The organism is Nocardiopsis yanglingensis (genome assembly GCF_045809185.1).
Lineage (GTDB): Bacteria > Pseudomonadota > Gammaproteobacteria > Xanthomonadales > Xanthomonadaceae > Stenotrophomonas > Stenotrophomonas yanglingensis.
In genome coordinates, this window is record NZ_JBJNRH010000001.1 from 168,077 (window position 1) to 194,334 (window position 26,258).

The 26,258-nt window shown below is 66.5% G+C and carries 23 protein-coding genes and 6 tRNA genes; 19 read left to right on the forward strand and 10 right to left on the reverse strand.

The features are described from left to right. The first annotated feature begins 6 nt into the window (after window positions 1–6). Window positions 7–3,117, forward strand: coding sequence for an error-prone DNA polymerase (locus ACJ7C5_RS00745; protein WP_412702795.1), 3,111 nt, complete (start codon window positions 7–9; stop codon window positions 3,115–3,117). 81 nt (window positions 3,118–3,198) lie between these two features. Next, entirely contained in the window at window positions 3,199–3,705 is a 507-nt protein-coding gene (locus ACJ7C5_RS00750; protein WP_125430403.1) for a hypothetical protein, read from the forward strand. 103 nt (window positions 3,706–3,808) lie between these two features. On the opposite strand, the gene ptsJ is transcribed toward ACJ7C5_RS00750, so the two are convergent. Then, complete coding sequence (ptsJ, locus tag ACJ7C5_RS00755) at window positions 3,809–5,095, reverse strand: MocR-like B6 salvage transcription factor PtsJ (protein ID WP_412702796.1); 1,287 nt, start codon at window positions 5,093–5,095, stop codon at window positions 3,809–3,811. A gap of 76 nt (window positions 5,096–5,171) precedes the next feature. Here ptsJ and ACJ7C5_RS00760 point away from each other — a divergent pair, with 76 nt between their 5' ends. From ACJ7C5_RS00760 to ACJ7C5_RS00800, 9 genes are all read left to right on the forward strand, one after another. Then, a complete protein-coding gene (locus ACJ7C5_RS00760) occupies window positions 5,172–5,945 on the forward strand; it encodes a YggS family pyridoxal phosphate-dependent enzyme (protein ID WP_412702797.1) in 774 nt (257 codons plus the stop codon). After that, window positions 5,942–6,643, forward strand: coding sequence for a glutamine amidotransferase (locus tag ACJ7C5_RS00765; protein ID WP_412702798.1), 702 nt, complete (start codon window positions 5,942–5,944; stop codon window positions 6,641–6,643). The genes ACJ7C5_RS00760 and ACJ7C5_RS00765 overlap by 4 nt, the downstream gene beginning before the upstream one ends. Further along, the gene (locus ACJ7C5_RS00770; RefSeq protein WP_412702799.1) at window positions 6,640–6,864 is read left to right on the forward strand and encodes a hypothetical protein; all 225 of its coding nucleotides are present in this window, start codon (window positions 6,640–6,642) and stop codon (window positions 6,862–6,864) included. The genes ACJ7C5_RS00765 and ACJ7C5_RS00770 overlap by 4 nt, the downstream gene beginning before the upstream one ends. A 109-nt stretch (window positions 6,865–6,973) precedes the next feature. Continuing rightward, a complete protein-coding gene (locus ACJ7C5_RS00775; RefSeq protein ID WP_049461594.1) occupies window positions 6,974–7,480 on the forward strand; it encodes a hypothetical protein in 507 nt (168 codons plus the stop codon). A gap of 127 nt (window positions 7,481–7,607) precedes the next feature. Next, window positions 7,608–8,117 (forward strand): RNA polymerase sigma factor, encoded by a 510-nt coding sequence (locus ACJ7C5_RS00780; protein ID WP_049461595.1) that lies wholly within the window; start codon window positions 7,608–7,610, stop codon window positions 8,115–8,117. Beyond that, window positions 8,114–9,040 (forward strand): FecR family protein, encoded by a 927-nt coding sequence (locus tag ACJ7C5_RS00785; protein WP_088026326.1) that lies wholly within the window; start codon window positions 8,114–8,116, stop codon window positions 9,038–9,040. The genes ACJ7C5_RS00780 and ACJ7C5_RS00785 overlap by 4 nt, the downstream gene beginning before the upstream one ends. 64 nt (window positions 9,041–9,104) lie before the next feature. Beyond that, on the forward strand, window positions 9,105–11,576 hold the full coding sequence (locus ACJ7C5_RS00790) for a TonB-dependent receptor (RefSeq protein WP_412702800.1): 2,472 nt from the start codon (window positions 9,105–9,107) through the stop codon (window positions 11,574–11,576). Next, window positions 11,563–12,363: a ChaN family lipoprotein gene (locus tag ACJ7C5_RS00795; RefSeq protein WP_412702801.1), complete on the forward strand. Its 801-nt coding sequence runs from the start codon at window positions 11,563–11,565 to the stop codon at window positions 12,361–12,363. The genes ACJ7C5_RS00790 and ACJ7C5_RS00795 overlap by 14 nt, the downstream gene beginning before the upstream one ends. After that, the gene (locus tag ACJ7C5_RS00800; RefSeq protein WP_412702802.1) at window positions 12,356–13,069 is read left to right on the forward strand and encodes an energy transducer TonB family protein; all 714 of its coding nucleotides are present in this window, start codon (window positions 12,356–12,358) and stop codon (window positions 13,067–13,069) included. Before ACJ7C5_RS00795 ends, ACJ7C5_RS00800 begins: the two co-directional genes overlap by 8 nt. On the opposite strand, the gene ACJ7C5_RS00805 is transcribed toward ACJ7C5_RS00800, so the two are convergent. The 8 genes from ACJ7C5_RS00805 to ACJ7C5_RS00840 form a co-directional block, all read right to left on the reverse strand. Further along, on the reverse strand, window positions 13,066–13,500 hold the full coding sequence (locus tag ACJ7C5_RS00805; protein ID WP_049461600.1) for a RidA family protein: 435 nt from the start codon (window positions 13,498–13,500) through the stop codon (window positions 13,066–13,068). The genes ACJ7C5_RS00800 and ACJ7C5_RS00805 overlap by 4 nt on opposite strands. Window positions 13,501–13,685: 185 nt before the next feature. Continuing rightward, the gene (locus tag ACJ7C5_RS00810; protein WP_412702803.1) at window positions 13,686–14,588 is read right to left on the reverse strand and encodes a cation diffusion facilitator family transporter; all 903 of its coding nucleotides are present in this window, start codon (window positions 14,586–14,588) and stop codon (window positions 13,686–13,688) included. A 28-nt stretch (window positions 14,589–14,616) separates the two neighbouring features. Further along, window positions 14,617–16,905 (reverse strand): Orn/Lys/Arg family decarboxylase, encoded by a 2,289-nt coding sequence (locus ACJ7C5_RS00815; RefSeq protein WP_006373744.1) that lies wholly within the window; start codon window positions 16,903–16,905, stop codon window positions 14,617–14,619. A 20-nt stretch (window positions 16,906–16,925) separates the two neighbouring features. Continuing rightward, the gene (adiC, locus tag ACJ7C5_RS00820) at window positions 16,926–18,278 is read right to left on the reverse strand and encodes an arginine/agmatine antiporter (RefSeq protein WP_006461445.1); all 1,353 of its coding nucleotides are present in this window, start codon (window positions 18,276–18,278) and stop codon (window positions 16,926–16,928) included. A 77-nt stretch (window positions 18,279–18,355) separates the two neighbouring features. Beyond that, a complete protein-coding gene (locus tag ACJ7C5_RS00825; RefSeq protein WP_094000864.1) occupies window positions 18,356–19,789 on the reverse strand; it encodes a DcaP family trimeric outer membrane transporter in 1,434 nt (477 codons plus the stop codon). A 512-nt stretch (window positions 19,790–20,301) separates the two neighbouring features. Further along, the gene (gene dsbG, locus ACJ7C5_RS00830; RefSeq protein WP_088026333.1) at window positions 20,302–21,138 is read right to left on the reverse strand and encodes a thiol:disulfide interchange protein DsbG; all 837 of its coding nucleotides are present in this window, start codon (window positions 21,136–21,138) and stop codon (window positions 20,302–20,304) included. 30 nt (window positions 21,139–21,168) lie between these two features. Beyond that, complete coding sequence (locus ACJ7C5_RS00835) at window positions 21,169–21,948, reverse strand: redoxin family protein (protein WP_412702804.1); 780 nt, start codon at window positions 21,946–21,948, stop codon at window positions 21,169–21,171. A gap of 104 nt (window positions 21,949–22,052) precedes the next feature. Beyond that, complete coding sequence (locus tag ACJ7C5_RS00840; RefSeq protein ID WP_088026335.1) at window positions 22,053–23,120, reverse strand: GlxA family transcriptional regulator; 1,068 nt, start codon at window positions 23,118–23,120, stop codon at window positions 22,053–22,055. Window positions 23,121–23,305: 185 nt separating this feature from the next. Here ACJ7C5_RS00840 and ACJ7C5_RS00845 point away from each other — a divergent pair, with 185 nt between their 5' ends. From ACJ7C5_RS00845 to ACJ7C5_RS00875, 7 genes are all read left to right on the forward strand, one after another. Further along, on the forward strand, window positions 23,306–23,704 hold the full coding sequence (locus ACJ7C5_RS00845; protein WP_088026336.1) for a heavy metal-responsive transcriptional regulator: 399 nt from the start codon (window positions 23,306–23,308) through the stop codon (window positions 23,702–23,704). Between the two features lie 103 nt (window positions 23,705–23,807). Next, window positions 23,808–23,883, forward strand: a tRNA-Ala gene (locus ACJ7C5_RS00850). A 54-nt stretch (window positions 23,884–23,937) separates the two neighbouring features. After that, window positions 23,938–24,013, forward strand: a tRNA-Glu gene (locus ACJ7C5_RS00855). Window positions 24,014–24,196: 183 nt separating this feature from the next. Continuing rightward, a tRNA-Ala gene (locus ACJ7C5_RS00860) sits at window positions 24,197–24,272 on the forward strand. A 49-nt stretch (window positions 24,273–24,321) separates the two neighbouring features. Then, window positions 24,322–24,397 (forward strand) — tRNA-Glu (locus ACJ7C5_RS00865). 45 nt (window positions 24,398–24,442) lie between these two features. Continuing rightward, window positions 24,443–24,518 (forward strand) — tRNA-Ala (locus ACJ7C5_RS00870). Between the two features lie 47 nt (window positions 24,519–24,565). Beyond that, window positions 24,566–24,641: transfer RNA gene (locus ACJ7C5_RS00875), tRNA-Glu, on the forward strand. A 165-nt stretch (window positions 24,642–24,806) separates the two neighbouring features. On the opposite strand, the gene ACJ7C5_RS00880 is transcribed toward ACJ7C5_RS00875, so the two are convergent. Next, window positions 24,807–25,223, reverse strand: a complete 417-nt coding sequence (locus ACJ7C5_RS00880; protein ID WP_088026337.1) for a GNAT family N-acetyltransferase — start codon at window positions 25,221–25,223, stop codon at window positions 24,807–24,809. Between the two features lie 77 nt (window positions 25,224–25,300). Between ACJ7C5_RS00880 and ACJ7C5_RS00885 the strand changes: the two genes are divergently transcribed. Next, a complete protein-coding gene (locus ACJ7C5_RS00885; protein WP_412702805.1) occupies window positions 25,301–26,257 on the forward strand; it encodes an SOS response-associated peptidase family protein in 957 nt (318 codons plus the stop codon). The last annotated feature ends 1 nt before the right edge of the window (window position 26,258 follow it).

Here is a 26,258-nt window from a genome sequence, read left to right on the forward strand (position 1 = left end):
GCCGCCATGCACAGCGAACTGCCCGGCTACGCCGAACTGCACTGCCTGTCGGCCTTCAGTTTCCAGCGCGGTGCTTCGATCGCCGAGGAACTGTTCGCGCGCGCCGCCGGCCAGGGCTACCGCGCGTTGGCGATCACCGACGAATGCTCGCTGGCCGGCATCGTGCGCGCCTGGCAGGCGGCGAAGACGCATGGCGTGGCACTGATCGTCGGCGCCGAATTCCAGGTCGAGGACGGGCCGAAGCTGGCCCTGCTGTGCACCGACCAGGCCGCCTACGCCGGCTTATGCCAGTTGATAACCACCTGCCGGCGACGGGCCGCCAAGGGCGAGTACCGCTGCCTGCGCGAGGACCTGCTCGGCCTGCCCGACGGTCTGCTGTGCCTGTGGCTGGACCGGCAACCGGCTGCCACCGATCTGGAACTGCTGCGCACCGGCTTCGATGATCGGCTGTGGCTGGCGGTGGAGCTGCACCATGAGCATGACGACGCGCGTCGCCTGCAACAGCTGCAGGCCTTCGGCGAACGCCACCGCCTGCCGCTGGTCGCCAGTGGTGATGTGCACATGCACGTGCGCCGCCGCCGCGCCCTGCAGGACACCCTGACCGCGATCCGCCACCGTTGCAGCGTGGCCGAGGCCGGCTGGCGCCTGTTCCCCAACGGCGAGCGCCACCTGCGCCCGCGCACTGCGCTGGCCCAGCTGTATCCGCCCGCCCTGCTGGCCGAGACCCTGCGCATCGCCGAGCGCTGCCACTTCACCCTGGAGCAGCTGCAGTACACCTATCCACGTGAACTGGTACCGGAAGGCCACGACCCGGACAGCTGGCTGCGCGTGCTGGTCGAGCGCGGCATCCCGTGGCGCTGGAAAGGCGGCATCGAACCGGCACAGCGCAAACAGATCGAGCACGAACTAGCATTGATCCGGGAGAAGAACTACGCCTCGTACTTCCTTACCGTGCATGACATCGTGCGCTTCGCCCGCAGCCAGGACATCCTCTGCCAGGGCCGCGGCTCGGCGGCCAACTCGGCGGTGTGCTTCGTGCTGGGCGTGACCGAGATCGACCCGGCGCGCAGCAACCTGTTGTTCGAGCGTTTCATCTCCGCCGAACGCGATGAACCACCGGATATCGACATCGACTTCGAGCACGAGCGCCGCGAGGAAGTGCTGCAGTACGTGTTCAAGCGCTATGGGCGTGAACGTGCCGCATTGACGGCAGTGGCGATCAGCTACCGTGGCCGCAGCGCGATCCGCGACGTCGCCCGCGCGCTCGGCCTGCCGATGGACCAGGTCAACGAGCTGGGCGCGGCGATGGACCACTGGGGCGGCCACGTGCCGCTGCCCGAGACCCTGCGCGAGCGGGGTTTCGATCCGGAAACTCCGCTGATGCGCCGGCTGCTGTCACTGACCGCCGAGTTGATCGACTTCCCACGCCACCTGTCGCAGCACCCAGGCGGTTTCGTGATTTCCGAGCACCCGCTGTCGACCCTGGTACCGGTGGAAAACGCGGCGATGGCCGATCGCACCGTCATCCAATGGGACAAGGACGATCTGGATGCCACCGGCCTGATGAAGGTCGACTGCCTGGCACTGGGCATGCTCACCGCCATCCGCAAGTGCCTGGCAATGCTGCAGCAACATGGCCTACACGAAGGACGCATGGATACGATCCCCGACGGAGACACCCCCACCTACGACATGATCAGCGCCGCCGACACCATTGGCGTATTCCAGATCGAGTCGCGCGCACAGATGGCAATGCTGCCGCGCATGCAGCCGCGCAATTTCTACGATCTGGTGATCGAAGTGGCGATCGTGCGCCCCGGCCCGATCCAGGGCGACATGGTGCACCCCTACCTGGAGCGACGCCGGCTGCTGCGCGAACAGGGTCCAGAGGCGTTGGACAACCTGGAGGAGCCGCTGTACCCGCCGCAGCTGGAGCGCGTGTTCGCGCGCACCCTGGGCGTGCCGCTGTTCCAGGAACAGGTGATGCAGCTGGCGGTGGATGCGGCCGGTTACACCCCGGGCGAAGCCGATGCCCTGCGCCGCTCGATGGCCGCATGGAAACGTCGTGGTGGGCTGGAACCTCATCGCGAAAAGCTGCTGTCCGGCATGCTGAAGAATGGCTTCAGCCGCGAATACGGCGAGCACCTGTTCGAGCAGATCAAGGGCTTCGGCGATTACGGTTTCCCGGAAAGCCACGCCGCCAGCTTCGCCCTGCTGACCTATGCCAGCTGCTGGCTGAAGTGCCATCATCCCGCCGCGTTCACCGCCAGCCTGATCAACAGCCAGCCGCTGGGCTTCTACAGCCCCGACCAGCTGCTGCAGGATGCGCGCCGGCATGGCATCGGCGTGTTGCCGGTGGACGTGCGCCACAGCGACTGGGATTGCGCCCTGGATTTCAGCAAGGGCGCGGCGGCGATCCGGCTCGGCCTGCGCCTGGTCGATGGCTGCAACGAACCCGCCGTGCAGGCCATCATGCGCGAACGTGCCCGGCGCCCGTTCGACGATGTGGGTGACCTGTGCCAGCGCACCGCCCTGGACCGCCGCCAGCAGGGCCTGCTGGCCGATGCCGGGGCACTGCGTGGGCTCAGTGGCCATCGCCATCGTGCACGCTGGGATATCTCCGGCGTGGAAAACCGGCTGCCGCTGTTCGACCAGGCCCGCGCCACCGCCGAAGCCCGCGTGCCGCTGCCCCTGCCCAGTGCCTGGGAAGACATGCAGGCCGATTACCGCAGCACCGGCACCACGCTGGGCCGCCATCCGATCTCGTTCCTGCGCGCACAGCTGCGCAGCCGCGGCTGCCTGGATGCCGCACAGCTGGCGGGCCACGGCTATGGCCGGCGCGTGCGTATCGCCGGCCTGGTGCGCATGCGCCAGCGCCCACAGACCGCCAGCGGCGTCACCTTCCTCACCCTTGAAGACGAGACCGGCATGGTCAACGCCGTGGTCTGGCGGCACCTGGCCGACCGCCAGCACCGCGTACTGGTCGACACCCAGCTGATGCAGATCGACGGCCGCCTGGAACGCGTTGATGGCGTGCAGCATGTCATCGTGCAGCGCATGCACTGCCTGGATGAACTGCTGCAGGGACTGCGCAGCCACAGCCGCGATTTCCATTGACGATACACAACGTCACACAACGAACTGGCCATTGCCGGTCCGCATCCGCTATCGTCGGCACATCCAAGGAAGGACGACGCCATGCCCCGCGCACTGCTGCTGACCACGCTGGTGGTCTCGACCCTCGCCCTGCTTGTTTCCGGCTGGACCGCCTGGAACCTGCATCGCAGCCAATCACCACAGCGCATCATCGAAGCACGCGGGCTGGTCATCCACGATGCAAGCGGCCAGCCGCGGGTGATCCTCGGCGCACCGGTTCCCGATCCGCTCAGCCAGGGCCGTGCCCAGGGGCCGCGCGCCACCGCCTTGTCCGGTCTGATCCTGCTCGGCCCCGACGGCTCTGAACGCGGCGGCTACGGCACCAGCGACCGCGGCGGCGAAGCCCTGCTGACCCTGGACGATGCCACCGGCACCACCGAAGTATTCAAGGTCGTCGCCAACCCGGACCGCGGCGCCAGCCTGATGGTCAAGCACCAGAACAACACCGGCGCCATGCTCACCTCCTGGCAGGGCAAGCCGGAGTTGATGTTCGTCGATGACAGCGGCCAGTCTTACTACGTGCGCCCCGGCGCCAACGCCGCACCCTGATCTGCTTGTGTAGTGTCGAGCCATGCTCGACTGCTTCTACACAACAGCAGCCGAGCATGGCTCGGCTCTACAAAAGCGAAGCAAAGTCGAGCATGGCGCGACGCTACAGACCGCACACCGCCGCCAGATCATCGGCCAGCTGCCGCAGCTGCACTCCCCCCAGTGCCGCGCAGGTGATGCGCAGGCCATGCCCCGGCGCCGCCACCGCGAACACTTCGCCTGCGCGCACATGCCATCCACGCGAAGCCAGTGCCAGCACCTGTGGATGGCTGTCGGTTGGCAACGGCAGCCACAGGTTCAATCCTTCCATCGGCTGCGGTGTCGGCACGCCCCGCGCACGCAGCAGTTCCTGCAGCGACCGCAGCCGCTGCTGATAGCGCTCCCCCGCCGAGGCGATCTTCGCCCGCTGCGTCGCCGACGCCAGCACCGAAGTCGCCGCATCCTGCAGCAGATGGCTGACCCAGCCGGTGCCTGACGCCAACCGCAACCGCAACCGCGATGCGGTCTCCTCATCGCAGGCCAGCCAGGCCAGCCGCAGGTCGGGACCGAGTGGCTTGGACAACGAACGCAGCACGGCCCAGCGACGACCATCCAGCGGCAGCGCCGAGTGATAGGCCTGCTGCGAAAGCAGCGCGTAGTGATCGTCGATCAGCACCGCCACCTGCGGGTAGGCCGCCAACAGCTGCCGCAACGCCCGCGCCCGCTTCGCATCCAGGCTGGCCCCGGTCGGGTTGTGTGCGCGCGGCGTCAGCAGCACCGCGCGTGCGCCGGCCTCCAGTGCCGCACGCAGCGAATCGACCTGCATGCCATGCGCGTCCACCGCCACCGGCAACGGCGCGTGGCCCACCGCATTGAGCACGTTGAGGCTGCCGAGGAAGCACGGATCCTCGACCGCGATGCGATCCCCCGGCAGCAGCCACGCCGCCAGCAGGCGTTCGATGCCATCGACCGCGCCATGAGTCAGCTCCAGGGCGTACCCCTCGGGGCAGTCCGCATCCAGCGAGGCGCGTGCCAGCGCCTGCAACCTCGGGTCGACCGTGCCCACGCCATACAGCCGTGGCGCCGCCGGGGCCAGGCGCAGGTTCGGCAGCAGGCGCGGGTCCGGGTTGCCACCGGCCAGGTCCTGCAGCGCCAGCCCGGGCATACTGCCCTCGCGCGCCAGCGTCGGCGGCAATCCGCGCACCACCGTGCCACGACGGCCCGCCGTGCTGGCCAGGCCCGCCGCATCCAATCGCTTGTACGCAGCGGCCACCGTATTGCGGTTCACGCCCAGCTGCTCGGCCAGCTCACGCACTGGCGGCAGCACGCTGCCGGCCGGCAGACGGCCCTTGCCGATGCCATCGCGGATGCTGTCGAAGATCGACTCGGCGCTATGCCCGGTGATTTTCATTTTGTCCTATGCCAAAATATCTCTTGTCCTGTGCCAGTGTATCCCACCCTGGCCACCCTGCATTGGAGGTGCCCACATGCCCCTTGCCGCTGCCGACTGGCCCGTTGCCCAGTCCATTGAACAGATCGCCGCCAACCTGGTCACGGTGCGCCAACGCATCGCCGATGCCTGCGCGCGGGTCGGCCGGGACCCGGCCAGCGTGCGCCTGCTGCCGGTCAGCAAGACCGTCGATGACGCCCGCATCCGCATGGCGGTGGCCGCAGGCTGCCACGAACTGGGCGAGAACAAGGTGCAGGAGGCGCAGCGCAAGGCCGAAACAATGGCCGACCTGGGCGTGCACTGGTCGGTGATCGGCCATCTGCAGACCAACAAGGCGCGCTACGTGGCGCGCTTTGCCAGCGAGTTCCAGGCACTGGACAGCCTGCGCGTGGCCGAGGCCCTGCAGCAGCGCCTGCAGCTGGAAGACCGCACGCTGGATGTATTCGTGCAGGTCAACACCTCGGCCGAACCGAGCAAGTACGGCCTGGAACCCGACGCGGTCGAGGCCTTCGTGCAGCAGCTTCCTGCATTCGATCGCCTGCGCGTGCGCGGCCTGATGACCTTGGCCGTTTTCACCCCGGAGGTGGAACGCGTGCGCGCCTGCTTCGTGCGCCTGCGTGAACTGCGCGACCAGCTGCAACGCACCGCTCCGCCCGGCCTGGACCTGTCGCAGCTGTCGATGGGCATGTCCGGTGATTTCGAAGTGGCCATCGAGGAAGGTGCAACCGTAGTCCGCGTCGGCCAGGCCATTTTCGGCGCCCGCGCCACACCGGACAGCTTCTACTGGCCGAACAGCGGAGCCCCGGCATGAAGCACGCGGTTGTGCTGCAACACGTTGCCTTTGAAGACCTCGGCACCCTGCAACCGTTGCTGCTGGCCCAGGGCTGGCAGCTGCAGGTGCTGCAGGCCGGTATCGACGCGCTGGACTCCGCCGAAACAGCCGACCTGCTGGTGGTGCTGGGCGGCCCGATCAGTGTCAATGACACAGCGACCTATCCCTTCGTCACCGACAGCATCGCCCTGCTGCAGCGCCGGCTGCAACAACAGCGGCCGACCCTGGGCATCTGCCTGGGTGCACAGCTGATGGCGCGTGCACTGGGTGCCAGCGTTGCTCCCAGTGGCGGCAAGGAAATCGGCTTTGCGCCACTGCTGCTGACCGATGAAGGCCAGCGCTCGCCGCTGCAGGCCTTGCAGGGCATCCCGGTACTGCACTGGCATGGTGAAGCCTTCGAGCTTCCGGCCGGCGCACGCCGCCTGGCCAGTACGCCGGCCTGCCGTCACCAGGCGTTCGCCATCGGCAGCCACGCACTGGCCCTGCAATGCCATCCGGAACTGGACGCCCGCCAGTTTGAGCGCTGGCTGATCGGCCACACGCTGGAGCTGGCCCAGGCCGGCATCGATCCCAACGACCTGCGCGCGCAGGCGCGTCGCTATGGCGCGCCACTGGCCGCAGCCGCCACCGCGATGTTCGACCATTGGCTGCAGGACCTGCCGGAGACACCGCAATGAACTACCGACTGCAGATCCACCGTGATGGCGCCCACTGGGGCCACTTCGACTGCAGCGGCCCCGATGCCCTGCAGCGCATGGACGCCATTGCCGCACAGCTGCCTGCCGATCAGGGCTTCCAGTTGAAACGGCAGAAAGGCATCGGCGAAGAGCGCATCCTGTCCAGCAATGCCGATGGCCTGCGCGTACTGGCTTCGAAGATCCAGTACCGCGACACCTGACGATCGTCACGGTAGTGCCGGCCGCTGGCCGGTACCCGACGGGAGAACAGGTTTGCCGGCCAGCGGCCGGCACTACCCCGGCTGTTCGGCCGCGTGCGAAGCTTCACCGATGTTGACCCTGCAACGCGGCAGCCACCACGGACTGCTCATCGCCCCGCGCTGGCCCTCCACCCGCATCCAACTGGAAGAAGAGGTACTGCAATGCCTGCTCGACGCGCAGGCTCTGCTGCCTACCGGGCTGCGCCTGCTGCTCACTCGTGGCTTCGAACCCAGCCACAGCCGTCTCGGTGGCTTCCGCCGCGTGGTGCGACGGATCGGCATTGCCGTGTTCCGCACCTGCTACCCGCAGCGCCGCGATGAAATCGACGCCATCTTCGGCGCCAACGGCCACGACATCGATGGCCGTCATGTCGATGTCTCACTGGTACTCCACGGCAAGCGGCTGCGCTTGCTGCCCCTGGGCGTATTCACCCCACCGCGCTGGCAGCACCGCCGCGTCGCCCGGTATGCCGAGCTGGTCGCACGAGCGAAGCGCAGCCTGCAGGACTGCGGCTTCGAGCTGCATCACAACCCCACCGAAGCGCTGCAGATCCACTGCGATTACCCACCACGGTGATCCCCGCGGCTGGTTGTGCAGCGTTCGCCGCCCGCCTCGTTGATGCAAATGATTCTCTTTTGCTGTAAGGTGCAGCCGCTGCCCTTGCCGCCGCGGGCTGTTCCCTTTCCCAGTTGTCGCCCGCCCCGTGTCCACGCCTGTCGAACCGACGGATGTCGCGCAGCTGTGTGCGGCCCATTACCGGCCGCTGCACGCCCATGTCCGCCGCAAACTCCCGCAACGCAGCGACGCCGATGACGTCGTCCAGGAAACCTGGCTGCGTGTCGTCAAAGTCGCCACCAGCGGCCTGCTGAGCAATGGCCGCGCGTATCTGTACCGCGTTGCCCACAACCTGATCGCCGATCACTTCCGGCAACGTCAGCGCCGTCGTGAGGAAGCGCTGGATGAGGCGCAGCTGCACGCTCTCGTCGATCCTGCACCGCTGCCGGAGCAGCGCCTGCTCGACGCCGAACAGCTGCGCCATCTCGATGCGATCATCGCCGCGCTGCCACCGCGCTCGCGCCAGGTGTTCCTGCTGGCGCGTGTGGAACAGATGGCCTTGGCCGAGATCGGCCGCCAGCTGGGCATCAGCCGACAGACCGCGCACGGCCATCTGCTGCGCGCCCTGGTCGCCCTGCAGCAGGTGCCGGGTGCATGAGCCAGGACGCGATCGCACGCGAAGCCGCCCGCTGGTGGCTGGATGGACACGATGGCACCCGCGACGAGAACGCGTTCGACCAGTGGTGCCAGGCCGATCCGCGCCATGTTGCGCAATACCAGCATCTGCAGCAGCTGTGGCAGGCCGGTGCAACCTTGCCCAGCCTGCAACGGCAACAGCAACGGCGGCAGCGACGGCGCCTGGGCGAGGCCGGCATTGCGGTACTGCTGCTGTGCGCACTAGGCCTGTACAGCCGCACCGCTTCGCCACCCGCCGCGCAGGTACTGCGCACTGCCGCCGGTGAGATCCGTGACGAAGCCCTGCCCGATGGTTCGCATGTCCTGCTGTCACCAGGCAGCGAAGTACATGTGCGCGTCGATGCACAGCGCCGCCAGTTGCAGCTGCAGCGGGGGCAAGCCTGGTTCAAGGTCGCCGCGGATGCCGGCCGGCCATTCCAGGTACACACCCCACAGGGCACGGTCACTGCGCTGGGAACCGCGTTTGATCTGGCCGTACAGGGCGACAACAGCGTGGTCACGGTCACCGAGCACAGCGTCCGCGTAGAGAGCGGTACCGCCAGCGTGCAGGCCAGCGAGGGGCAGCAGATACGCTTCAACGGACAAGCGACTGCTGCAGCACATCCCGCAGACGGCGGCACCCTGGCGTGGCGCGAACGGCGCCTGCACTGGGTTTCGGCCCCGCTGGCCGACGTCACCCAGGGGCTGGACCGTTGGCATGGCGGACATACCTGGATCGTCGGTGCACGGCTTCGCCAATGGCCGGTCACCCTGCTGGGCAATGCAGATGGTGCCGCCAGCAACCGCGACCAGCTCGCCGCGCAGCTGCATGTGCGTGTGCTGCGTATCGGCGCGGGCATGCAGGTGTGGTTGCCGCCGCGCGAGGAGCAGCGCGATGCACCCTGACATTGGGCGCACCACTGCGTCTACCCAGGATGACGACGCTCTGCGTCAGCCCCTGGAGCCCCCGATGCTGTGCCCCCGCCCCCTTGTCCTCGCCCTGTCGCTGGCCTGCGCCAGCACCGTTCCACTGCTGCCAAACAGCGCCCACGCGCAGGCCGCCACTCGAAGCTACGATCTGCCCGCCCAGCCACTGGCCGCCGCCCTGGACGCCTACAGCCGGCTGACCGGTGTCGATCTGGTGATCGGCGCGGCGCTGCCTGCCGGTCATTCGGCGCCTGCTCTGCGCGGTGACTTCGACGATGCGCAGGCCCTGACGCGCCTGCTGGCGGGCAGCGGCCTGCGCCCGCGCTTCGTGGATGCGCGTCGTGCCGCCCTGGAACCGGCGCCGGCCGAACGCGCCGATGGCAGCCGCCGCACCGGCCCGCTGCGGGTGCAGGGCACTACCGCGCACGGCCAGGCACCGGGTGCCGGTGCCAGCCAATACGTACCGGCCACCCGCGATGGCTTTGCGCCCTCGGTCGGCAGCGAGCGCGTGGCGATGGCCGAACGCCAGGAAGGCAACAGCCTGCTGCGCTCGATGCCCGGCACCCACAGCTTCCATTCGCGCAGCCAGCCGGGCCTGCAGGTCAACATCCGCGGCATGACCGGTGCCGGCCGGGTCAACACCATGATCGATGGTGTCACCCAGACCTTCCGCAACAATGCCGGGCATGGCTCGGGCGGCCCGTTCGCCTATGTCGACCCCTTCCTGCTGGCAGGCGTGGACGTGCAGCGCGGTGCGGTTGCCGGCGGCGATGGCGCCGGTACGCTGGCCGGCAGTGCCAACTTCCGTACGCTGGATATCGACGACCTGCTCGGTGAGGGGCGCGACTGGGGCCTGCGAGCTGGCTATCGCCACGGCAACAACGGCTACGGCAGCGGCCGTACCTTCGCCGGTGCCTGGCGCCACAGCGAAGAGGGTGGCGACCGCCAGTTCGGCCTGCTGGCCGCCGCCAGCAGCAGCCGCAGCAGCGAATACGCGACGGCACGCGGGCAGAAGAACAGTGCCGACCCCGGCAGCCAGCAGCCCAGCAGCTGGCTGTTGAAAGCGCGCCTGCAGCCCAGCGACCAGCATCGGCTGGACCTGAGCCACATGCGTTACGAAAACGACTTCTACCACAACTACCCGTGGCAGATTTCCGCGCGCAACCAGCGCGTCAGTTACCACTACACGCCCTACTCGCCGTGGATCGACCTGCGTGCGACCTTCGCCAGCAACAAGACCCGGCTGTTCTACCCGCCGGTGGAGGACTCCAGCTACATCGGTCGCCGCACCCACAGCAGCCTGAGCAGCTGGACCGTGGACAACACCAGCCGCTTCGACATCGGTGCACTGCAGGCGCGCTGGAACACCGGCATCAAGCACCAATCGGACATCTATGTGGCCGATACGCCCACCCTGCGCGGTGCCAACCCGCAGGGCCGCAGCCAGCTGGACAGCGTGTTCAGCACGCTGGAGCTGCAGTACGACATCTACGCCCTCACCGCAGGACTGCGCCAGGACCGCTTCGGCATCCGTGGCCACATCCCGGTGTGCTCGGATGTGCCCGGCCAGTGCGCGCAGATCAATGGCGGCGACATCGACGTGCGCCGCACCGAACGCGCACTCAGCCCGAGCCTGGCGGTTTCACTGCAGGCCACCGACTGGCTGCAGCTGTTCGCCGAGGTCTCGCGCACGTCGCGGCCGCCGCGCGTGCAGGAGATGTTCTTCGAGAAGATCCCGCTGGAGGACGCCAGCGTCGCCGACGGCATCGGCGCCAATCCGTTCCTGCGTCGCGAACGCTCGCGCAACCTGCAGTTCGGCGCCAACCTCAGCACCGATTCGCTGCTGGTTGACGGTGACCTGGCACAGCTGCGCATCACCCGTTTCGACAACCGCATCCGCGACTACATCAAGCCGCAGTACCTGCTGATCGTGCACCCGCCGGAAGTAGAGCCGTTCGTGGTACCGATCGACAGCGACCCGCAGCTCAATGCCTGGACCGATGTGCTGGATGCCGACGATTTCAGTGCCACCACGCGCTGGATGAATCACCCCGGCGTGGTGCGCATGCATGGCATCGAGCTGGAGGCGCACTACGCCAGCGAGCACTACCACGCCACACTGAGCTGGACCCGCTCGCGCACCAGTGCGCCGGCCATCGAGTTCGTCAACCTGGAAGACATCACCGCCCTGCCCGACCGCTACTGGACGCTGGACGTGGGCGGCCGCTGGTGGCAGCAGCGCGTGCAGGCCGGCCTGCGCGCCGAGTACTCCGGCCCGACCGAGGAAGGCTACGACTTCTTCCAGACCCGCAAGACCGGCGGCACCGGCGTGCTGCTGGACTTCTACGCCAGCTTCAAGCCGCAGGCCAATACAACCCTGTGGCTGAACATCGAAAACCTGCAGAACAAGGCCTATGACAACAATGCCTCGATCGACAGCATCTTCAGCCCGATCCTGGACCGCGGCAACGGCCGTGGCCGTACCGTCTCGATGGGCGTCAATGTGGCGTTCTAGCCGTCGCTGGCTGCAGCTGTGCCTGCTGGCCCTGGCGGGAGCGGCCAGCGCGCAGCCGATGCCTGGCACGGTGATCGACTTGGATACCGGCCAGCGCCTGGACGAAGCCGCATTCGTGACGCGTGCGGCGGATGCCCAGCGGCTGCTGCTGGGTGAACGCCATGACCTCGCCGGAGACCACGCCGCCCAGCGCTGGCTGCTGCAGGCCCTGCAGCGGCAGCGCCCGCAGGGTTCACTGGTGCTGGAAATGATCGCCAGTGAGCGCCAGCCACGCCTGCAGCGGGTGCAGCGCTGGCTGGCCAAGGGCAACCAGGCCGAAGGTGCACGCCTGCAGGAACTGCTGGACTGGGATACGCGCTGGCCGTGGGCCGCGTATGGCGGGCTGGTACGGGATGCTGCCGATGCAGGCACGCCGCTGTTCGGCGGCAACCTGTCGCGTGCCGAGGTCAACGCGCTGCTCGCCTCCAGCGAGGCGGTGCGTTTCCCGGTGGCCGCTGCCCGCCAGCGCCTGTCGGCGGTGGTGCTGGCCCAGCACACAGACGCGGCACCGTTGCTGGAAGGGATGCTGGCCGTGCAGCAGGCCCGCGACACGCGCATGGCGCAGGTGCTGTTTGATGCGCCCGCGCCGGCGCTGCTGGTCGCGGGTCGCTGGCATGTACTGCGCGGCACCGGGGTGCCGGGGTACCTGTCACCGGGTACGCCTGCGCTGGTGATCGCATTGGCCTCGCCGGGTGAAACCGTCGATGCGGCGGATGCCGATCTGCTGTGGGTGCCGGGCGATGAGTGAGCGCGGCCAACACTGGCAGGCCATCGCGATCACCATCGGCCTTCATCTGCTGCCCTTGCTGCTGCTGGTGCATTGGGTCGCGACGCCACCCATGCTGCCGCCACCGGAACAGGACGTGCGCATCAGCCTGCGCCTGCTGGCACCGGCCACGCCGCCGCAGCCGGTCGAGGAGCGCCAGGCCGATACCCCCAGCCAGGCGCAGCAGGCGCGTGCGTCGCAGCCGACAAAGTCGCCCCCGCCACCGAAACCCACCGCCGCGCGCGAGGGCGAGTTGGCCGCCAGCGAAACGAGCGGGACGGGTCGAAAGCCGCTGCCGGTCGCCCCGCCTGCGGCCGCGACCGATGCAAGTCCCGCACCGGCATCGATCACGGCCGCGCCGCCCGCTCCGGACGCGCCACCGGCAGACTTCCAGGCCGGCGCCGCCAGCGACCAGTGGGAAGCCCGCCTGATGGCGCGGCTGGAGCGCTATCGCTACTACCCTGCCGCCGCGCGCTCGCGCCGGCAGCAGGGCACCGCCTGGGTCAGGGCCAGCATCGACCGCGAGGGCCGCCTGCTGGCCCTGCGGCTGGAGCAGTCCAGTGGCCAGCCGATGCTGAATGACGCAGCGCTGCAGACCTTCCGTCGTGCACAGCCGCTGCCGCCCATTCCCGTGGAAATGAAGGCACCGCAGGAGCTGGTGGTACCGGTGGAGTACTACCTGCGCTAGGCGGCATAGGCCTCCGCCTCGATCTCGAACAGCATGCCGTCCAGCGCCAGCCGCGGCACGGGAATCAGGGTGCAGGTCGGCGCCGCGCGGTTCGGCCAGCGCCGCCGCACCTGATGGGCGATGATGCCCAGCCGGTCCTCGTCGTGGTCGACCACCAGGATACGCAACCGTGCGACATCGGCCAGGCTGGCCTGCGCCGAACGCAATGCAATCTGCAGGTTGTCCAGTGCCTGCCCGACCTGTTCCTCGAAACCGGGGGAGAGATGGCCATCGGCATCCTCTCCGCCCTGCCCGGCGATATGGATCACCCGCGCCGGCAACCGCACCACGGCCACGTGTGAGTACCCGTTGCCGGAAGGGTCGTAGAGACCGGGAGGATTGAAAAGTTCCAGCAGGCCATGGCTGAGGTCCGGGGTGGTCAGCAGGTTCATGCCGCATGCCTCGTGGGGGATACGAGGCAGTCTGCGACCTCAACTTCGGTTGAGGTCAAATGGAACTGGCGCAACAGAGTGGTCTGCCACGCGTAACGATCACGCCCGCTTGTAGAGCCGAGCCCATGCTCGGCTACCGTTCGCGTGGAGCAGCCGAGCATGGGCTCGGCTCTACAGATTCAAGGTCACGTCCACGCCGGGTCTGCGGTGAAATCGATGGTCAACCAGAATGTGCTGGCGCGCGCGTCCAGCCGCACCGCGATCTCATCGCGCATCGCATCGACTTCGCCCACCGACCCCATCGGCGTGGTCGGGTCAGCCAACACGTGGATCTCGATGAAGCGCATCCGCCCCATCTTCGCCACGTGGCTGGTGAAACCGGCATAGCCGCGCTCGGTCACGAACGCCTGCATCACCTGCTGCACGCGCCGGTCCAGATCATCCGGTGCCACCTGCAGCACTTCCCGCATGGCCTTCCACGCGCTGCGCGCCGGCACCGGCAAGACCGCCAGGCTGATCAACGCCAGCACGATTGAATCCAGGTACGGCACCCAGTGGTGCCACTCACCGCCGTGCAGGATCAGCGCCAGCACGAAGGCCAGCACCACCGCCAGGCTCATCAATCCGCCCAGCAGCCAGCCGCGCACGTCCAGCCACAACAGAGCAGAGCGCAGGTGCCGCGCACGCTGCGCGACGAATGCCGCCATCGCCAGGTTGCTGGCACTCAGCAGTGCCGCCCACCACAGCGCGGGCCCGAACTTCACTTCGTGCCCGCCCGTCGTCAAACCAATTACCGCGTTGGCCAGCGCATACACGCAGGCCAGCGACAGGATCACACCGCCCAGTGCCTCGACCATCGGCTCCAGGTGCCAGTAGCCATACTGGAAGCGCGGGCTCTGCTCCCGCGCCACCAGCCGCAGCACCGACAACGACACCAGGGTCAGGGCGACGTCGACCAGGCTGTACACGCCGTCGAACAGGATGGCCTGCGATCCCACCAGCAGGCCACCGATGAAGCCGACCGCGCTCACCGCCAGGGTGACCCCGATCGAGAACTTCAGGATGCGTTGCTCGCGCGCGGTATCCATCGTTCGCCGAAGGGCCGACCATTGCGGGTCAGGCCTTCAGCACCTCCACCTTGTATGACACCGCATCCCCCTCCTGCTCGATGATGAGCCCATGCACGTCCGATTCGAAGCCCGGGAAACGGGCGTTCTGCTCGCGGGCGATGCGCAGCGACTGGATGATCGGCTCGTCGCTGTCGCCGAAGCGCTCGCCCGGCATGATGGTCGGGATGCCGGGCGGGTACGGCACCAGCATGGTCGCCGCAATGCGGCCACTGATCTGCTCGATGTCGACCCGTTCGATCTCGCCCTTGACCAGGTGGTTGTAGGCATCGGCCGGGGTCATCACCGGCGTCGGCAGATCCACGTACATTTCGCGCATCACCTTGGCCACGGCGAATTCCTGGTTGAACGCATGCAGCGCGTCGCACAGGTCACGCAGGCCCCAGCCGGCGTAGGCATTCGGATAGTCGGCGGCCAGCGTCGGCAGTGCCTGGCTCAGCGGCGCGTTGCGGTCGTAGAGTTCCTTGAAGGCCATCAGTTCGGTGACCAGCGTGCTCCACTTGCCCTTGGTGATGCCCATCGAGAACAGGAACAGCACCGAGTACAGGTTGGTCTTCTCCACGGTGATGCCGCGGCCCCACAGGAACTTGCTCAGCACTGCCGCCGGGATGCCCAGCTTGCCCATGCTGCCGTCCATCGCCAGGCCCGGCGTCAGCAGGGTCACCTTGATCGGGTCGATCAGCACATAGTCGTCGACCAGGTTCTCGAAGCCATGCCAGTGCGCATCCGGCTGCAGATACCACTCCTCGCGCTTGGCCACCAGCGGCGCCGGCGTATCGCCCTTGTCCAGGCTGCGCTCGACCTGGGTCGGCTGCCACACGCTGAACCACCAGTCATCGCGGCCGAGATCATCGCGGACATGCAGCATCGCGCGGCGGAAGGCGATGGCCTCGTCGTGCATTTCCTGCACCAGCGAACGGCCCGCATCGCCTTCCATCATCTTCGAGGCCACGTCACAGGCCGCGATCACCCCGTAATGCGGGCTGGTCGAGGTGTGCATCATGAACGACTCGTTGAAGCGTTCGGCATCCAGGTTGCGCTGCGCCGAATTGCGCACGTGGATCATCGACGCCTGCGAGAACGCCGCCAACAGCTTGTGGGTGGAATGCGTGGTGAAGATGATCGCATCCTGCTCACGCGGCTTGCCCTTGGCCATGCCGTAGTGGTTCTCGTAGAACGGGTGGAACGCGGCGTAGGCGTACCAGGCTTCGTCGAAGTGCAGGAAGTCGACCGCGCTGCCGATCTCGTCGGCGATCTTCTCGGCGTTGTAGCACAGGCCGTCGTAGGTCGAGTTGGTGACCACCGCGATGCGCGGCTTTGAGCCGGCCTTGTAGGCCTGGCTGGCCAGCGGGTTGGCAGCGATGCGCTGCTGCAGCGACTCCGGCGTGAACTGGTCCAGGCTGATCGGGCCGATGATGCCGTGCGCGTTGCGGCTGGGGGTGAAGTACACCGGCACTGCACCGGTCATGATCAGCGCGTGCAGCAGCGACTTGTGGCAGTTGCGATCGACGAACACCACGTCACCGCGCGCCACCGTGCCATGCCAGACGATCTTGTTGGCGGTGGAGGTGCCATTGGTGACAAAGAACGTATGGTCGGCACCGAAGTTGCGTGCGGCCTCGTTCTCGGCATCCTTGATCGGGCCGGTGTGGTCAAGCAGCGAGCCCAGCTCCGGCACCGAGATCGACAGATCGCTGCGCAGGGTGTTCTCGCCGTAGAACTGATGGAATGCACGACCGACCGGCGACTTGGTGAACGCCACGCCGCCGGCATGGCCCGGCGTGTGCCAGGAGTAGTTCGACTCGGCCGCATGATGGATCAGCGCCTTGAAGAACGGCGGCAGCAGGTTCTTCATGTAGTCTTCGGCCGCGCGCATCACCTGCCGCGAGATGAAGCTCTTGGTGTCTTCAAACAGGAAGATGAAGCCGTGGATGTACTTGAGCAGCTTGCTCGGCACCTTTTCGATGGTGCGGCGCTCGCCGTACAGGAACACCGGCAGATTGGCGCGGCGAGCACTCTGCTCGCGCAGGAAGGCAGTCAGGCGCTGGAACTCGCCATCCACCTCTTCACTGCCATCAATCGAGATCAGCACTGCCGAGGCCGCCACGTAGGTGCGGGCACCAGCACGGGCATCATCCAGGTTCAGGCCGCACAGCACGCGCTGGTCGTTGCTGCGCAGCTCTTCCACCAGGGCGCGGATCAGGATGCCGCCGATGCGCGGCGACTCGTAGTCGTTGTCGATGACAATGACCGGATAGTCCAGGGACTTGAAGTACACGTTGATTCTCCTTGTCGAACTCAGGAACGCTGGGCGCCGGCGCTGATCGCCGAGGCCTCGCGGGCGCGCTGCCGCTGCTGGCGGCGCTCCTCGCTGAAGAAGGGATAGAACACGGTGATGAACAGCACGAACAGGAAGGCGTACTGCACGATGGTTCCCGACGAGCCGTAGATCGCCCACAGGCAGTACACGACGGTCAGGCTGGTGAGCGTCCAGAACGCACCGGTGTGAACCAGGGTGTGCGAACGCTCGACCACGAAGTAGCAGGCCACGCACGAATAGATGTAGGGCAGCAGGGTCAGCACCACCGCCGCCGACGTGATGACGTCGAACTGTGCCGACGCGGTTTCCGAGGTAGAGGTGACCAGCACCGCCAGGGTCATCAGCACCGCTACGATCAGCACGCCCTTGACCGGCACGTCATCCTTGTTGGTCTTGCTGAAGATGCTCGGGAACAGGCCGTCATCGGAGGCCGCCTTGGCACTCTGCGCGGTCAGCAGGATCCAGCCGCCCAGCGAACCGGCTGCGCCGATGAAGGCGCACAGGCTGACCAGCGCACCGCCCCAACCGCCCACCGCCTTGGCCGCGGCCAGCGCGAACGGCGCATCGGAGGTCTGCAGCTCGCCATTGGGCACCATGCCCATGATCACCGAGGAGCTGGCGATGTAGGCGATGGCGGCCAGGAACACACCGGCCAGGGTGGCGCGGGCCACGTTCTTTTCCGGATTCTCCACCACGCCGGCAGTGACCGAAGCGGATTCGACGCCGATGAAGGCCCATAGGGTCAGTGCCGCGGCACTGGAGATCGCGCCGAAGTTGGATTCACCGGACACGTTGTAGGCGCCCTTGAAGATGTCGGCATCGAAGAAGAACCAGCCGAAGATCGCGATGCCCAGGATCGGCACCAGCGCGAAGCTGGTGGTGACCGTCTGCACGCGGCTGACGAAGGCCGGCCCGATCATGTTGGCGAAGCTCAGCGCCCACACCAGCACCAGCACCGCGATGCAGCGCACCAGCGGCTCGGACAGGATCGGGAAGAAGTAGCTGAAGTAGCCCACCGCCGCGATCGGGATGGCGACGTTGCCGATCCAGTTGGCGAACCAGTAGATGGTATTGGTCTGGAAGCCCATGTAGGGCCCGAACCAGTCACGTGCATAGGCATAGGGGCCACCCGCCTTGGGGGCCAGCTTGCCCAGCTTGGCGAACACGAAGGCCAGCAGCAGCGCGCCCGCGGTGGTGATCAGCCAGCCCCAGATCGAGGCGGTACCGATCTTGGCCAGGCTGGATGGCAGCAGGAACACGCCTGAGCCCATCATGTTGCCGGCGACGAGGAAGGTGGCTCCGACCACCCCGATTTTCTTTGCTTCTGCCATGACAATCTCCTGTACTGGCATGAGCCCGGTGCAGCCGGGCGTGGGGACGGGTTACGCTGGCGTACGACCGCTGGCGCCTATTTGATGAAGTTGTATTGCAGGCTGCCCTGCACCCGGACCGTGTCGCCGCGCGCGCCGCCCTGCTGTTCCAGGCGGCCGTACAGCAGCTCCATGCCCATCGTCCACGAGGGCGCCGGGCTCCAGATCAGGTTGAACACGCCGTAGCGGCTCTGCCGGAAGGCCTCGGCCGCCAGTGCGGCGTTCCGCTCCAGGGTCAGCTGGCCGAAGATCAGGTTCGAACGCCACAGCCCGGACCAGTAATGCGTGTAGCCGACGAAGCCGCCGTGCAGATCCAGTGCATCGAGGCGACCATCGGCACCGACCACCGCGTCCAGTCCGGAGCCGGTCAGGTCGGCGGTGTAGCGGCTGAGACCGCGACCACCCAGCGCACCGAACAGCAGCAGGTCACGCTCGCCCACCGATGCCGAGCCACTCAGCTGCAGGCCGCCGGCCATGCGCCGGTCGCGCTCTCCATCGCCGTCATAGGCCAGGCTGCGTGCCACCGCGCCAAGCTGCAGGTGACCCCAGTCGCGCTCCATACGCGCCGTCACCGTCACATCAGGCAGCCGATTCACCGCAGCCCGCTCATCGCTGGCACCAGCCAGTTCGGTCTTTGGATCTTCGGCGGCGATGGTCAGGGTGTTGCCCTTGCCCATCGCGAAGCTGTGGTGAATGCCCGCCACCAACAGGTAGCCGGCACCACCGGGCCCTGCGAAGTCCAATGTGTCAGGCAGGCTGTCCGGATCCATGAAGCTGGAGTAGCCGTAACCGGCGTAGGTATTGCCCAGCTGGCCATAGGCATGGCGCAGGCGGAATTCGTAGCCGTCACTGCTGCCGAAGAAGTCATTCTCCAGGTAGAAGCGCAGGTTGCCGTGCGTGGTCGGACGTCGCGCCTCGAAGCTGAAGCGGGTCTGCTTGGCATGGATGTTGAAGTTGGAAACATCGCGATGACGACCGCCCACCGGCATCGACGAAGGAATGAACTGATCCTCATCCCCCGCTGCACGCGAATCTGCGATGGCATCCAGCTTGGCGTAACCGCCGATGCGGATCACGGTGTCGGTACCGGGAATGGCGAAGAAGCCCTTCAGGTCAGGATCGGTCGGACCAGCTGCACTGTCGGGACGCGATGCAGCAGTAGATGGATCGGCCACCGACTCGCGCTGCGGCAGTACGGGTTGTGCCACGCCCGGCACCTGGGTGGGATGCAGCAGATGGGCAGAGCTGGCGGGCGCGACCACGGACGCGGGCGCCTGCGCGGTGGCAGGCCCAACGGTTCCATCGCGCTGTTCGAGACGGTCCAGCCGCAGCTGCATGCCCTCCAGCGCCTGCCGCATGGCTGCGATCTCACGACGCAATGCCTGCGCGTCCTCCTTGTCGTCCGTCTGTGCATACGCCGGCGTGATCGCCAGTGCGGTCAAGCAGGCCAGACTCAGTACCGCCACGCGCATTGCATCCTCCCTGGACGAACACTTGATTCGCGCTGGCGGGACGCACGCATGTGCCACCCCGGCCTCGCGCCGCCGTTGCTGGAAATGCGGATACTGCGTCGACGACACCGGACAGCCTGCGCATGACAGGCAACAGGACCGTGACACTGCCCTGCCTGTACCAATGTCGACGCCATCAAGGCCGCACTGCCAGAGAGGTGGCGACCGCAGCGGTCTGGGTAACAAGCACAGGGTGAGAGTGTCGTGAATGGCTGAGCCGACCGGCCCCGATCAGAGCCTGGCGAGCGCGGCATCCATCGCGCATTGACGCTGTATTCCATGCGTCACAGGCTAGCTCTCCTGTCGTTTTTGGCCTTGATTGGAATCAAGGCGCGAGGCTTGATGTCAGTCACTATTCAGACGTGACGACGAACAGATGATGCGCAGGCCGCACATCGATCCTGATCACGGAAAGCAACAGGCCCGCATGCTGCCATGCGGGCCCGTGGGTCATTCACGATGAGAGGCGCGACTCAGCGCGGGCCCAGCACCGTCTGCAGGTCAGCGCCCTGCGGCAGGCCGGCGCGACGCTGCACCTGGCCCTGCGCGTCCTGGAACAGGATACCCGGCGTGCCCTGGAAGCCCATCTCGATCATCAACACCTGGTTGGCGTCGAGCTTGCCAGCGATCTCGCGGCTGATGTTCGGCAGCGCCTTGATGCCACCGCGATCAAAATCGTGTTCGTTCTGCAGCAGCGCCGCGCTCGGGTCACGTGCAGCGAGGATGGCCGCTGCCTTGGCCGGGCTGTCCTCGCGGATGACGCCGACCATGATGTGACGCAGCTGCACCTTGCCGGCATCGACCCACGGCCGTGCTGCTTCCCAGAACTTGTGACAGTAGGGGCAGTTGGCATCGCTGAAGGTATAGACCACGCGCGGTGCATCGGCCTTGCCGTCACGCACCCAGGCACTGGCTTCCAGCTTGGTCCACATCTTGGCCGACATCGGCGCGGCGACCAGTTTCTCCACGGCTTCGGCTGCGACGTCATTGCCCTCGGCGTCAAACAGGCTGCCCACCAGTACGTGCTTGCCATCGGCGGTGACGTAGGCCGCGGCCGGTTGCTGGCCACCCACCACGCCGGCAAAGCCACGCAGGCCGCCCGGCGCATCGAACTCGGCAACGACCTCGAAACCGTGCTTTTCGATGCCCTTCAGCACGGCAGGACGGTCGCCCTTGGTCGCAGCAACCGGAGCAGTTGCTGCCGGGGCCGTCTTGCCCGGTGGGGTCTGGGCCTGGCTGCAGGCGGCCAATGCCAGCATGACCGGCAGCAACAGCACCGCCGGAGCGATGCGCATGGAAGTCGACAACATGGGAACTCCGTAGTGAGATGCCCGGGCAGGCTACCGCAGCCGGCGCAGTTTGTGTTCAAGACCGGCCGCAGTCAGTTCGCCCAGGTGCAGTTCACGCAGGCGCCCGTCGGCATCGAAGAAGAGCGTGGAAGGATAGGCCTGCACGCCCAGCACAGTTGAAGCGGCAGCGTCATCGTCCAGCAACACGTTGCCCAGCACCAGTCGTTCGCTGGCGAGGAAACCCTGGACCTCATCCAGGGTTTCACCCTGATTGAGGAACACGAACTGCACATCGGCATGTGCCTGCTGTGCCGCCGCCAACACGGGCATTTCGCGCCGGCAGGGTCCGCACCATGTGGCCCATAGATTCAGCACCAGCGGCCTGCCCCGGAACTGCTGCAGATCGACCTCGCCGCCTTGAAGGTCCGTTACCTGTAGCACCGGCAATGGCATCTGGCGCTCCTGCCAGGCCGACAGCAACTGGCCGCCACCTGCCCAGAGCAGCACGCCGATCAGAGCGCTGATCAGCACCGGCATACGCAGCGTGGGCCACGGCCGCAAGCGCCACAAACCCCATGCCAGTCCTGCCACCAGCACCACCACCAGGTGATAGCCACCGTCGGCGATCTGCAGAATGCTCCAGGGAGCCTCGCGATAGAGCGCGAAGTTCAGGGCGACAAAACTGAGGCGGCCACACAACAGGCCGATCAGCAGCATGTCCAACACCATGCCTGCTGCCGATGGCAGCGGTCTTTCGTCTTTCCTGTGTGGCCACAGACGGGCGACAGCCGCCGCCAGCAACATGCAAACGAGGATCAACACCACCGGCATGGGTACCGGTCCAACACTCGACATCAGCCCACCTGTTCAATCGTCCACTGCCTGCATGGTCGAAGCGTCGCGCCCAGGTTGCAAGCGACGCCCGATATCAGGCATCAGGCGGCACTTCGCCCCAACTGCACAGCAGAAGGTGCCTGCAACCCGCGCAGACTGCCTGCGACCGAGGGCATCAGAGGCCTCTCGCGCCGCTTGCTGCTGACGTGGCGACGATAGTTGGCCGGCGTCATGCCCACGATACGAAGGAACAGGCGCCGGAAAGCACTCTGATCGGCATAGCCCACGCCCCAGGCAACTTCGTCGATACCTGCCCCCTGCTGCAGCAGGGTCTGGGCCTTGGCAATGCGCAGCCGCTGGCAGTACTCGATCGGGCGCAGGCCGGTGGCCCGGAGGAAACGTCGCTGCAGCGTGCGCGGCTCCAACCCGGAAACCTCACAGATCGCCGCCAGGGTGGCGCCTCGTGCCGCAGTGGTATGCAGCCACCGCTGTGCCTTCAGCACGTCGCGATCACCATGGGCGAAATTGGCACTGAAACGCTCCAGATCCTGCTGGATCCCCGCTGGCACAGTGATGCCCAGCTGTTGCGCGACCGCGCTCGCCACCCCCTGCCCGTGCAGCCGGTACAGCAGCCGCAGGCCCAGGAAACGCCAGGCCTGCGAACCACCGACCGTCAGCAGATCGCCATCGTCGACCAGCGCACGCTCACTGGGTACCCAGCTCATCGCCTGCGCCTGCAATCCGGGATGTCGCCCCAGATCGGGTCCACTGACCGTTCGCCCGGCCAGCAGGCCGGCACGCGCCAGCACACCAACCCCATCACTGGCGGCGGCCAGCAGGCTGCCACCGTCGTAGTGGGCACGCAGCCAGTCCAGCAGGACTTCTTCGGCACGCAGGCAGGTTCCGGGGCTGATCTGGCCGGGAACCGCGATCACCGCAGGAATGGCGGCTTCGAGCATTTCCGCACCGGCAATGCGATGCACGCCGGTCTGGCTGGCCGGTACGATCCAGCGCGTGACCAGTACGCGCTTGAACGGTCGGCGCTGCTGCTGGGCGAGGCGATTGGCGACGTGGGCCATTTCCGCCAGCACCGACGCCGCGGACGGGTCGCCTCCGGGATACTCGACCACCGCGACCTCGACGAATCCTTCGTTCCTGATTCCATCCACTGACCACCTCCTCGGTTCGTTGCAGGCCATCGAATGGCCGGTTCAGGCGAAGGGTAGAAACTGGTCCAGCGGCAGGGCTATGAAGAAAGTTGCAAAGTGCGCTGAATGCGCACATCGGCGTAAAGCCTTGACCCTCGACCAGACTCAAGGCTTCACAATGGCCGCAGCATCCGCAGGAATCCGCGATGAACATTGGACAACTGGCCCGCCAGGCGGGCGTGCCGATCGATACGGTGCGCTACTACGAGCGGCAGCAGCTGCTGCCGACGGCGGCCCGCTCGGCCGGGGGCTACCGCATCTTCGGTGAGCCGGACCTGCGCCGGCTGCGCTTCATCCGCCGCGCCAAGGCGCTGGGCTTCAGCCTGGAGGAAATCGGCGAACTGCTCGCACTCAGCGATCGCCATCAGCAGGACATGGGCAGCGTGCGCGAAACCGCGCAGGCCCGCCTGCAGGACATCGCGCAACGGATGGCCGAACTGCAGCGCATGCACACCGCGCTGTCGCAGCTGGTCGACGCCTGTCCCGGCCACGGCTCGCTGGATCAGTGCCCGATTCTGGCGGCACTGACCGACGACAACGCATAGGCATGGGCGACTGATATCGGCGTTGCGGCGCACGTGAAGAAAAGTGCAACAAATGCTTGCCAACCCCCTGGGGCAAGGCTATTATTTCGCTCCTCAGCGACGTGGGGCCATAGCTCAGCTGGGAGAGCGCCTGCATGGCATGCAGGAGGTCAGCGGTTCGATCCCGCTTGGCTCCACCAATCTTTCGGCATTAGGCCGTCGAAAGGTCGCTAAAGAACATTGATGAGAATTGCGTCCCCATCGTCTAGAGGCCTAGGACATCACCCTTTCACGGTGGCGACCGGGGTTCGAATCCCCGTGGGGACGCCACTCATCACGAACAACGAGGACCCGGCCGATAACCGGGTCTTTTTTGTTCACCGCCTACCGGCATTCAGCTTGTGGCGTTGCGGTTCCCCTGCCCTCGTGGCTGCGGTTGAACCGAAACGAAAAAGTTTAAAAAAGACTTCCACAAACGTGAACACGCAGGTATGATAGGCGGCTCGGTAACACGGGGCCATAGCTCAGCTGGGAGAGCGCCTGCATGGCATGCAGGAGGTCAGCGGTTCGATCCCGCTTGGCTCCACCACTTTCGACATTAGGCCGTCGAAGGTTCTACAACTTAAAGTTTTTCGTGCGTCCCCATCGTCTAGAGGCCTAGGACATCACCCTTTCACGGTGGCGACCGGGGTTCGAATCCCCGTGGGGACGCCAGTTTCAAAACGGACTCTGCTCCCGGCAGAACATCCGGAGTTTCATGGGGCCATAGCTCAGCTGGGAGAGCGCCTGCATGGCATGCAGGAGGTCAGCGGTTCGATCCCGCTTGGCTCCACCACTTCGACATTAGGCCGTCGAAGGATCTACAACTTGAAGTTTTCGTGCGTCCCCATCGTCTAGAGGCCTAGGACATCACCCTTTCACGGTGGCGACCGGGGTTCGAATCCCCGTGGGGACGCCAATTCTTTAAAACCCCGGCTTCGGCCGGGGTTTTTCTTTGCCTGCGATTCCTGGGAAGGCCCTATCCACGCATGGCGTGGATCTACTGCAGGGCCGGGATGGATCCGGCGGCCGGTTGGCCCAGTAGATCCACGCCATGCATGTATGGCCTCACCTCGACCACACCTCAGAACCGGCGATACATCCCGATCGATGCCGGCGCGGTGGGCGCGAAACCAAACTGCGCGTACAACCGATGCGCTTCACCATCGGCAAGCAGGCTGACGTACGCCGACGGCGGCAGGTTCGCCTGCATCCAGCCATCCAGGCGGCGCATCACCTCCTTGCCCAGCCCCTGTCCCTGCAGCCGTGGCAGCACGGCGATATCGCAGACCTGCAGGTGGCAACCACCATCACCCACGATGCGCCCCATCGCCACCAGCTCGCTGCCCTGGTACGCACAGACACCAAACAGCGTGTTGGGCAGTGCGCGCGTTGCCGCCTCCTGGCTCTTGGCGCTGAGGCCCGCCAGTACACGCAGCTGGCAGTAGTCCTCGACCGTGGGCACGCCCTCGCGGAATTGGCAGGCGACGGAATTGTTCATGCGGCATCTCCCTGTAGGTCGGGCTATCCTGCCGCATCCACGTCGCAGCCGCTGCGACCCATGCCGGCAGAACATCCATGTGCTATTCCGCCCTGATCCGCGCCGACTACGCCAAGCTGGTCCGCGAGTTCGGCGCCATCCTGTCGCTGGAAGATTTCGCGGAGCTGTACGCACACGATCCCGGCAAGAAGCGCCCGAAGACGCCCAAGGCCATGGACGACGGCTTTGCCGCTGCGCGCACCGAGCAGGGCCGTGACATCGTTGCAAAGATCCAGCAATGGCATGCGCAGGAACGCCAGGACCTGGAAGCGGAGCTGGCGCGCCAGCGCGAACGACGCGATATCGCCAACGCCACCCTGGCGACCCGCCCCACCCAGAAGGCACGCAACGACCTGCGCGTGGCCGGCAACCGCATCGAGCGCGCGCAGTCCCGCCTGGAAGACCTGCACCGGGTACAGCTGCTGCCACGCGACAACCGCATCTTCCCGGGCACCTACGCACCTGTGATGGTCAGCGAGAACGGCAAGCGCGTGATCAAGCCGATGCGCTACCAGTGCCGGCTGCCGGACAAACCCGCGCGCAACGACGTGCTTTATCCGGGCACCTACAACGCGCGGCGAGACAGCCTGGAAGGCTATTGGCGCGGCGCGTTCGGCCTGCGTCATGGCGTGGTGGTGGTACAGGCGTTCTACGAACACGTACCCCGACATGCCATCGCCGGGCGCACGCTCGACGCCGGCGAGAAGGAGGATGACGTGGTACTGGAGTTCCGCCCCGATCCACAGCGTGACCTGCTGCTGGCCTGCCTGTGGGCGGAATGGGAAGGGCCGGAAGGTCGCCTGCTGTCATTCGCCACGATCACCGACACCCCTCCGCACGACGTCGCCGCTGCGGGCCACGACCGCGGCGTGGTGCCGATCCGCAGGGAGCACCTGGACGCCTGGCTCAATCCCGATCCGGATGATCTGGCCCAGCAGTACCTGATCCTCGACGACCGTGAGGACATCCGCTACGTGTATGAGGAAGCTGGCTGAA

Excerpts from the sequence above, each read along its gene's own strand:
- ACJ7C5_RS00745 (WP_412702795.1), top strand. The coding sequence starts at position 7 with ATGCACAGCGAACTGCCCGGCTACGCCGAACTGCACTGCCTGTCGGCC.
- ACJ7C5_RS00750 (WP_125430403.1), top strand. The coding sequence starts at position 3,199 with ATGCCCCGCGCACTGCTGCTGACCACGCTGGTGGTCTCGACCCTCGCC.
- ptsJ (WP_412702796.1), bottom strand. The coding sequence starts at position 5,095 with ATGAAAATCACCGGGCATAGCGCCGAGTCGATCTTCGACAGCATCCGC.
- ACJ7C5_RS00760 (WP_412702797.1), top strand. The coding sequence starts at position 5,172 with ATGCCCCTTGCCGCTGCCGACTGGCCCGTTGCCCAGTCCATTGAACAG.
- ACJ7C5_RS00765 (WP_412702798.1), top strand. The coding sequence starts at position 5,942 with ATGAAGCACGCGGTTGTGCTGCAACACGTTGCCTTTGAAGACCTCGGC.
- ACJ7C5_RS00770 (WP_412702799.1), top strand. The coding sequence starts at position 6,640 with ATGAACTACCGACTGCAGATCCACCGTGATGGCGCCCACTGGGGCCAC.
- ACJ7C5_RS00775 (WP_049461594.1), top strand. The coding sequence starts at position 6,974 with ATGTTGACCCTGCAACGCGGCAGCCACCACGGACTGCTCATCGCCCCG.
- ACJ7C5_RS00785 (WP_088026326.1), top strand. The coding sequence starts at position 8,114 with ATGAGCCAGGACGCGATCGCACGCGAAGCCGCCCGCTGGTGGCTGGAT.
- ACJ7C5_RS00790 (WP_412702800.1), top strand. The coding sequence starts at position 9,105 with ATGCTGTGCCCCCGCCCCCTTGTCCTCGCCCTGTCGCTGGCCTGCGCC.
- ACJ7C5_RS00795 (WP_412702801.1), top strand. The coding sequence starts at position 11,563 with ATGTGGCGTTCTAGCCGTCGCTGGCTGCAGCTGTGCCTGCTGGCCCTG.
- ACJ7C5_RS00800 (WP_412702802.1), top strand. The coding sequence starts at position 12,356 with ATGAGTGAGCGCGGCCAACACTGGCAGGCCATCGCGATCACCATCGGC.
- ACJ7C5_RS00805 (WP_049461600.1), bottom strand. The coding sequence starts at position 13,500 with ATGAACCTGCTGACCACCCCGGACCTCAGCCATGGCCTGCTGGAACTT.
- ACJ7C5_RS00810 (WP_412702803.1), bottom strand. The coding sequence starts at position 14,588 with ATGGATACCGCGCGCGAGCAACGCATCCTGAAGTTCTCGATCGGGGTC.
- adiC (WP_006461445.1), bottom strand. The coding sequence starts at position 18,278 with ATGGCAGAAGCAAAGAAAATCGGGGTGGTCGGAGCCACCTTCCTCGTC.
- ACJ7C5_RS00825 (WP_094000864.1), bottom strand. The coding sequence starts at position 19,789 with ATGCGCGTGGCGGTACTGAGTCTGGCCTGCTTGACCGCACTGGCGATC.
- dsbG (WP_088026333.1), bottom strand. The coding sequence starts at position 21,138 with ATGTTGTCGACTTCCATGCGCATCGCTCCGGCGGTGCTGTTGCTGCCG.
- ACJ7C5_RS00835 (WP_412702804.1), bottom strand. The coding sequence starts at position 21,948 with ATGCCGGTGGTGTTGATCCTCGTTTGCATGTTGCTGGCGGCGGCTGTC.
- ACJ7C5_RS00845 (WP_088026336.1), top strand. The coding sequence starts at position 23,306 with ATGAACATTGGACAACTGGCCCGCCAGGCGGGCGTGCCGATCGATACG.
- ACJ7C5_RS00880 (WP_088026337.1), bottom strand. The coding sequence starts at position 25,223 with ATGAACAATTCCGTCGCCTGCCAATTCCGCGAGGGCGTGCCCACGGTC.
- ACJ7C5_RS00885 (WP_412702805.1), top strand. The coding sequence starts at position 25,301 with ATGTGCTATTCCGCCCTGATCCGCGCCGACTACGCCAAGCTGGTCCGC.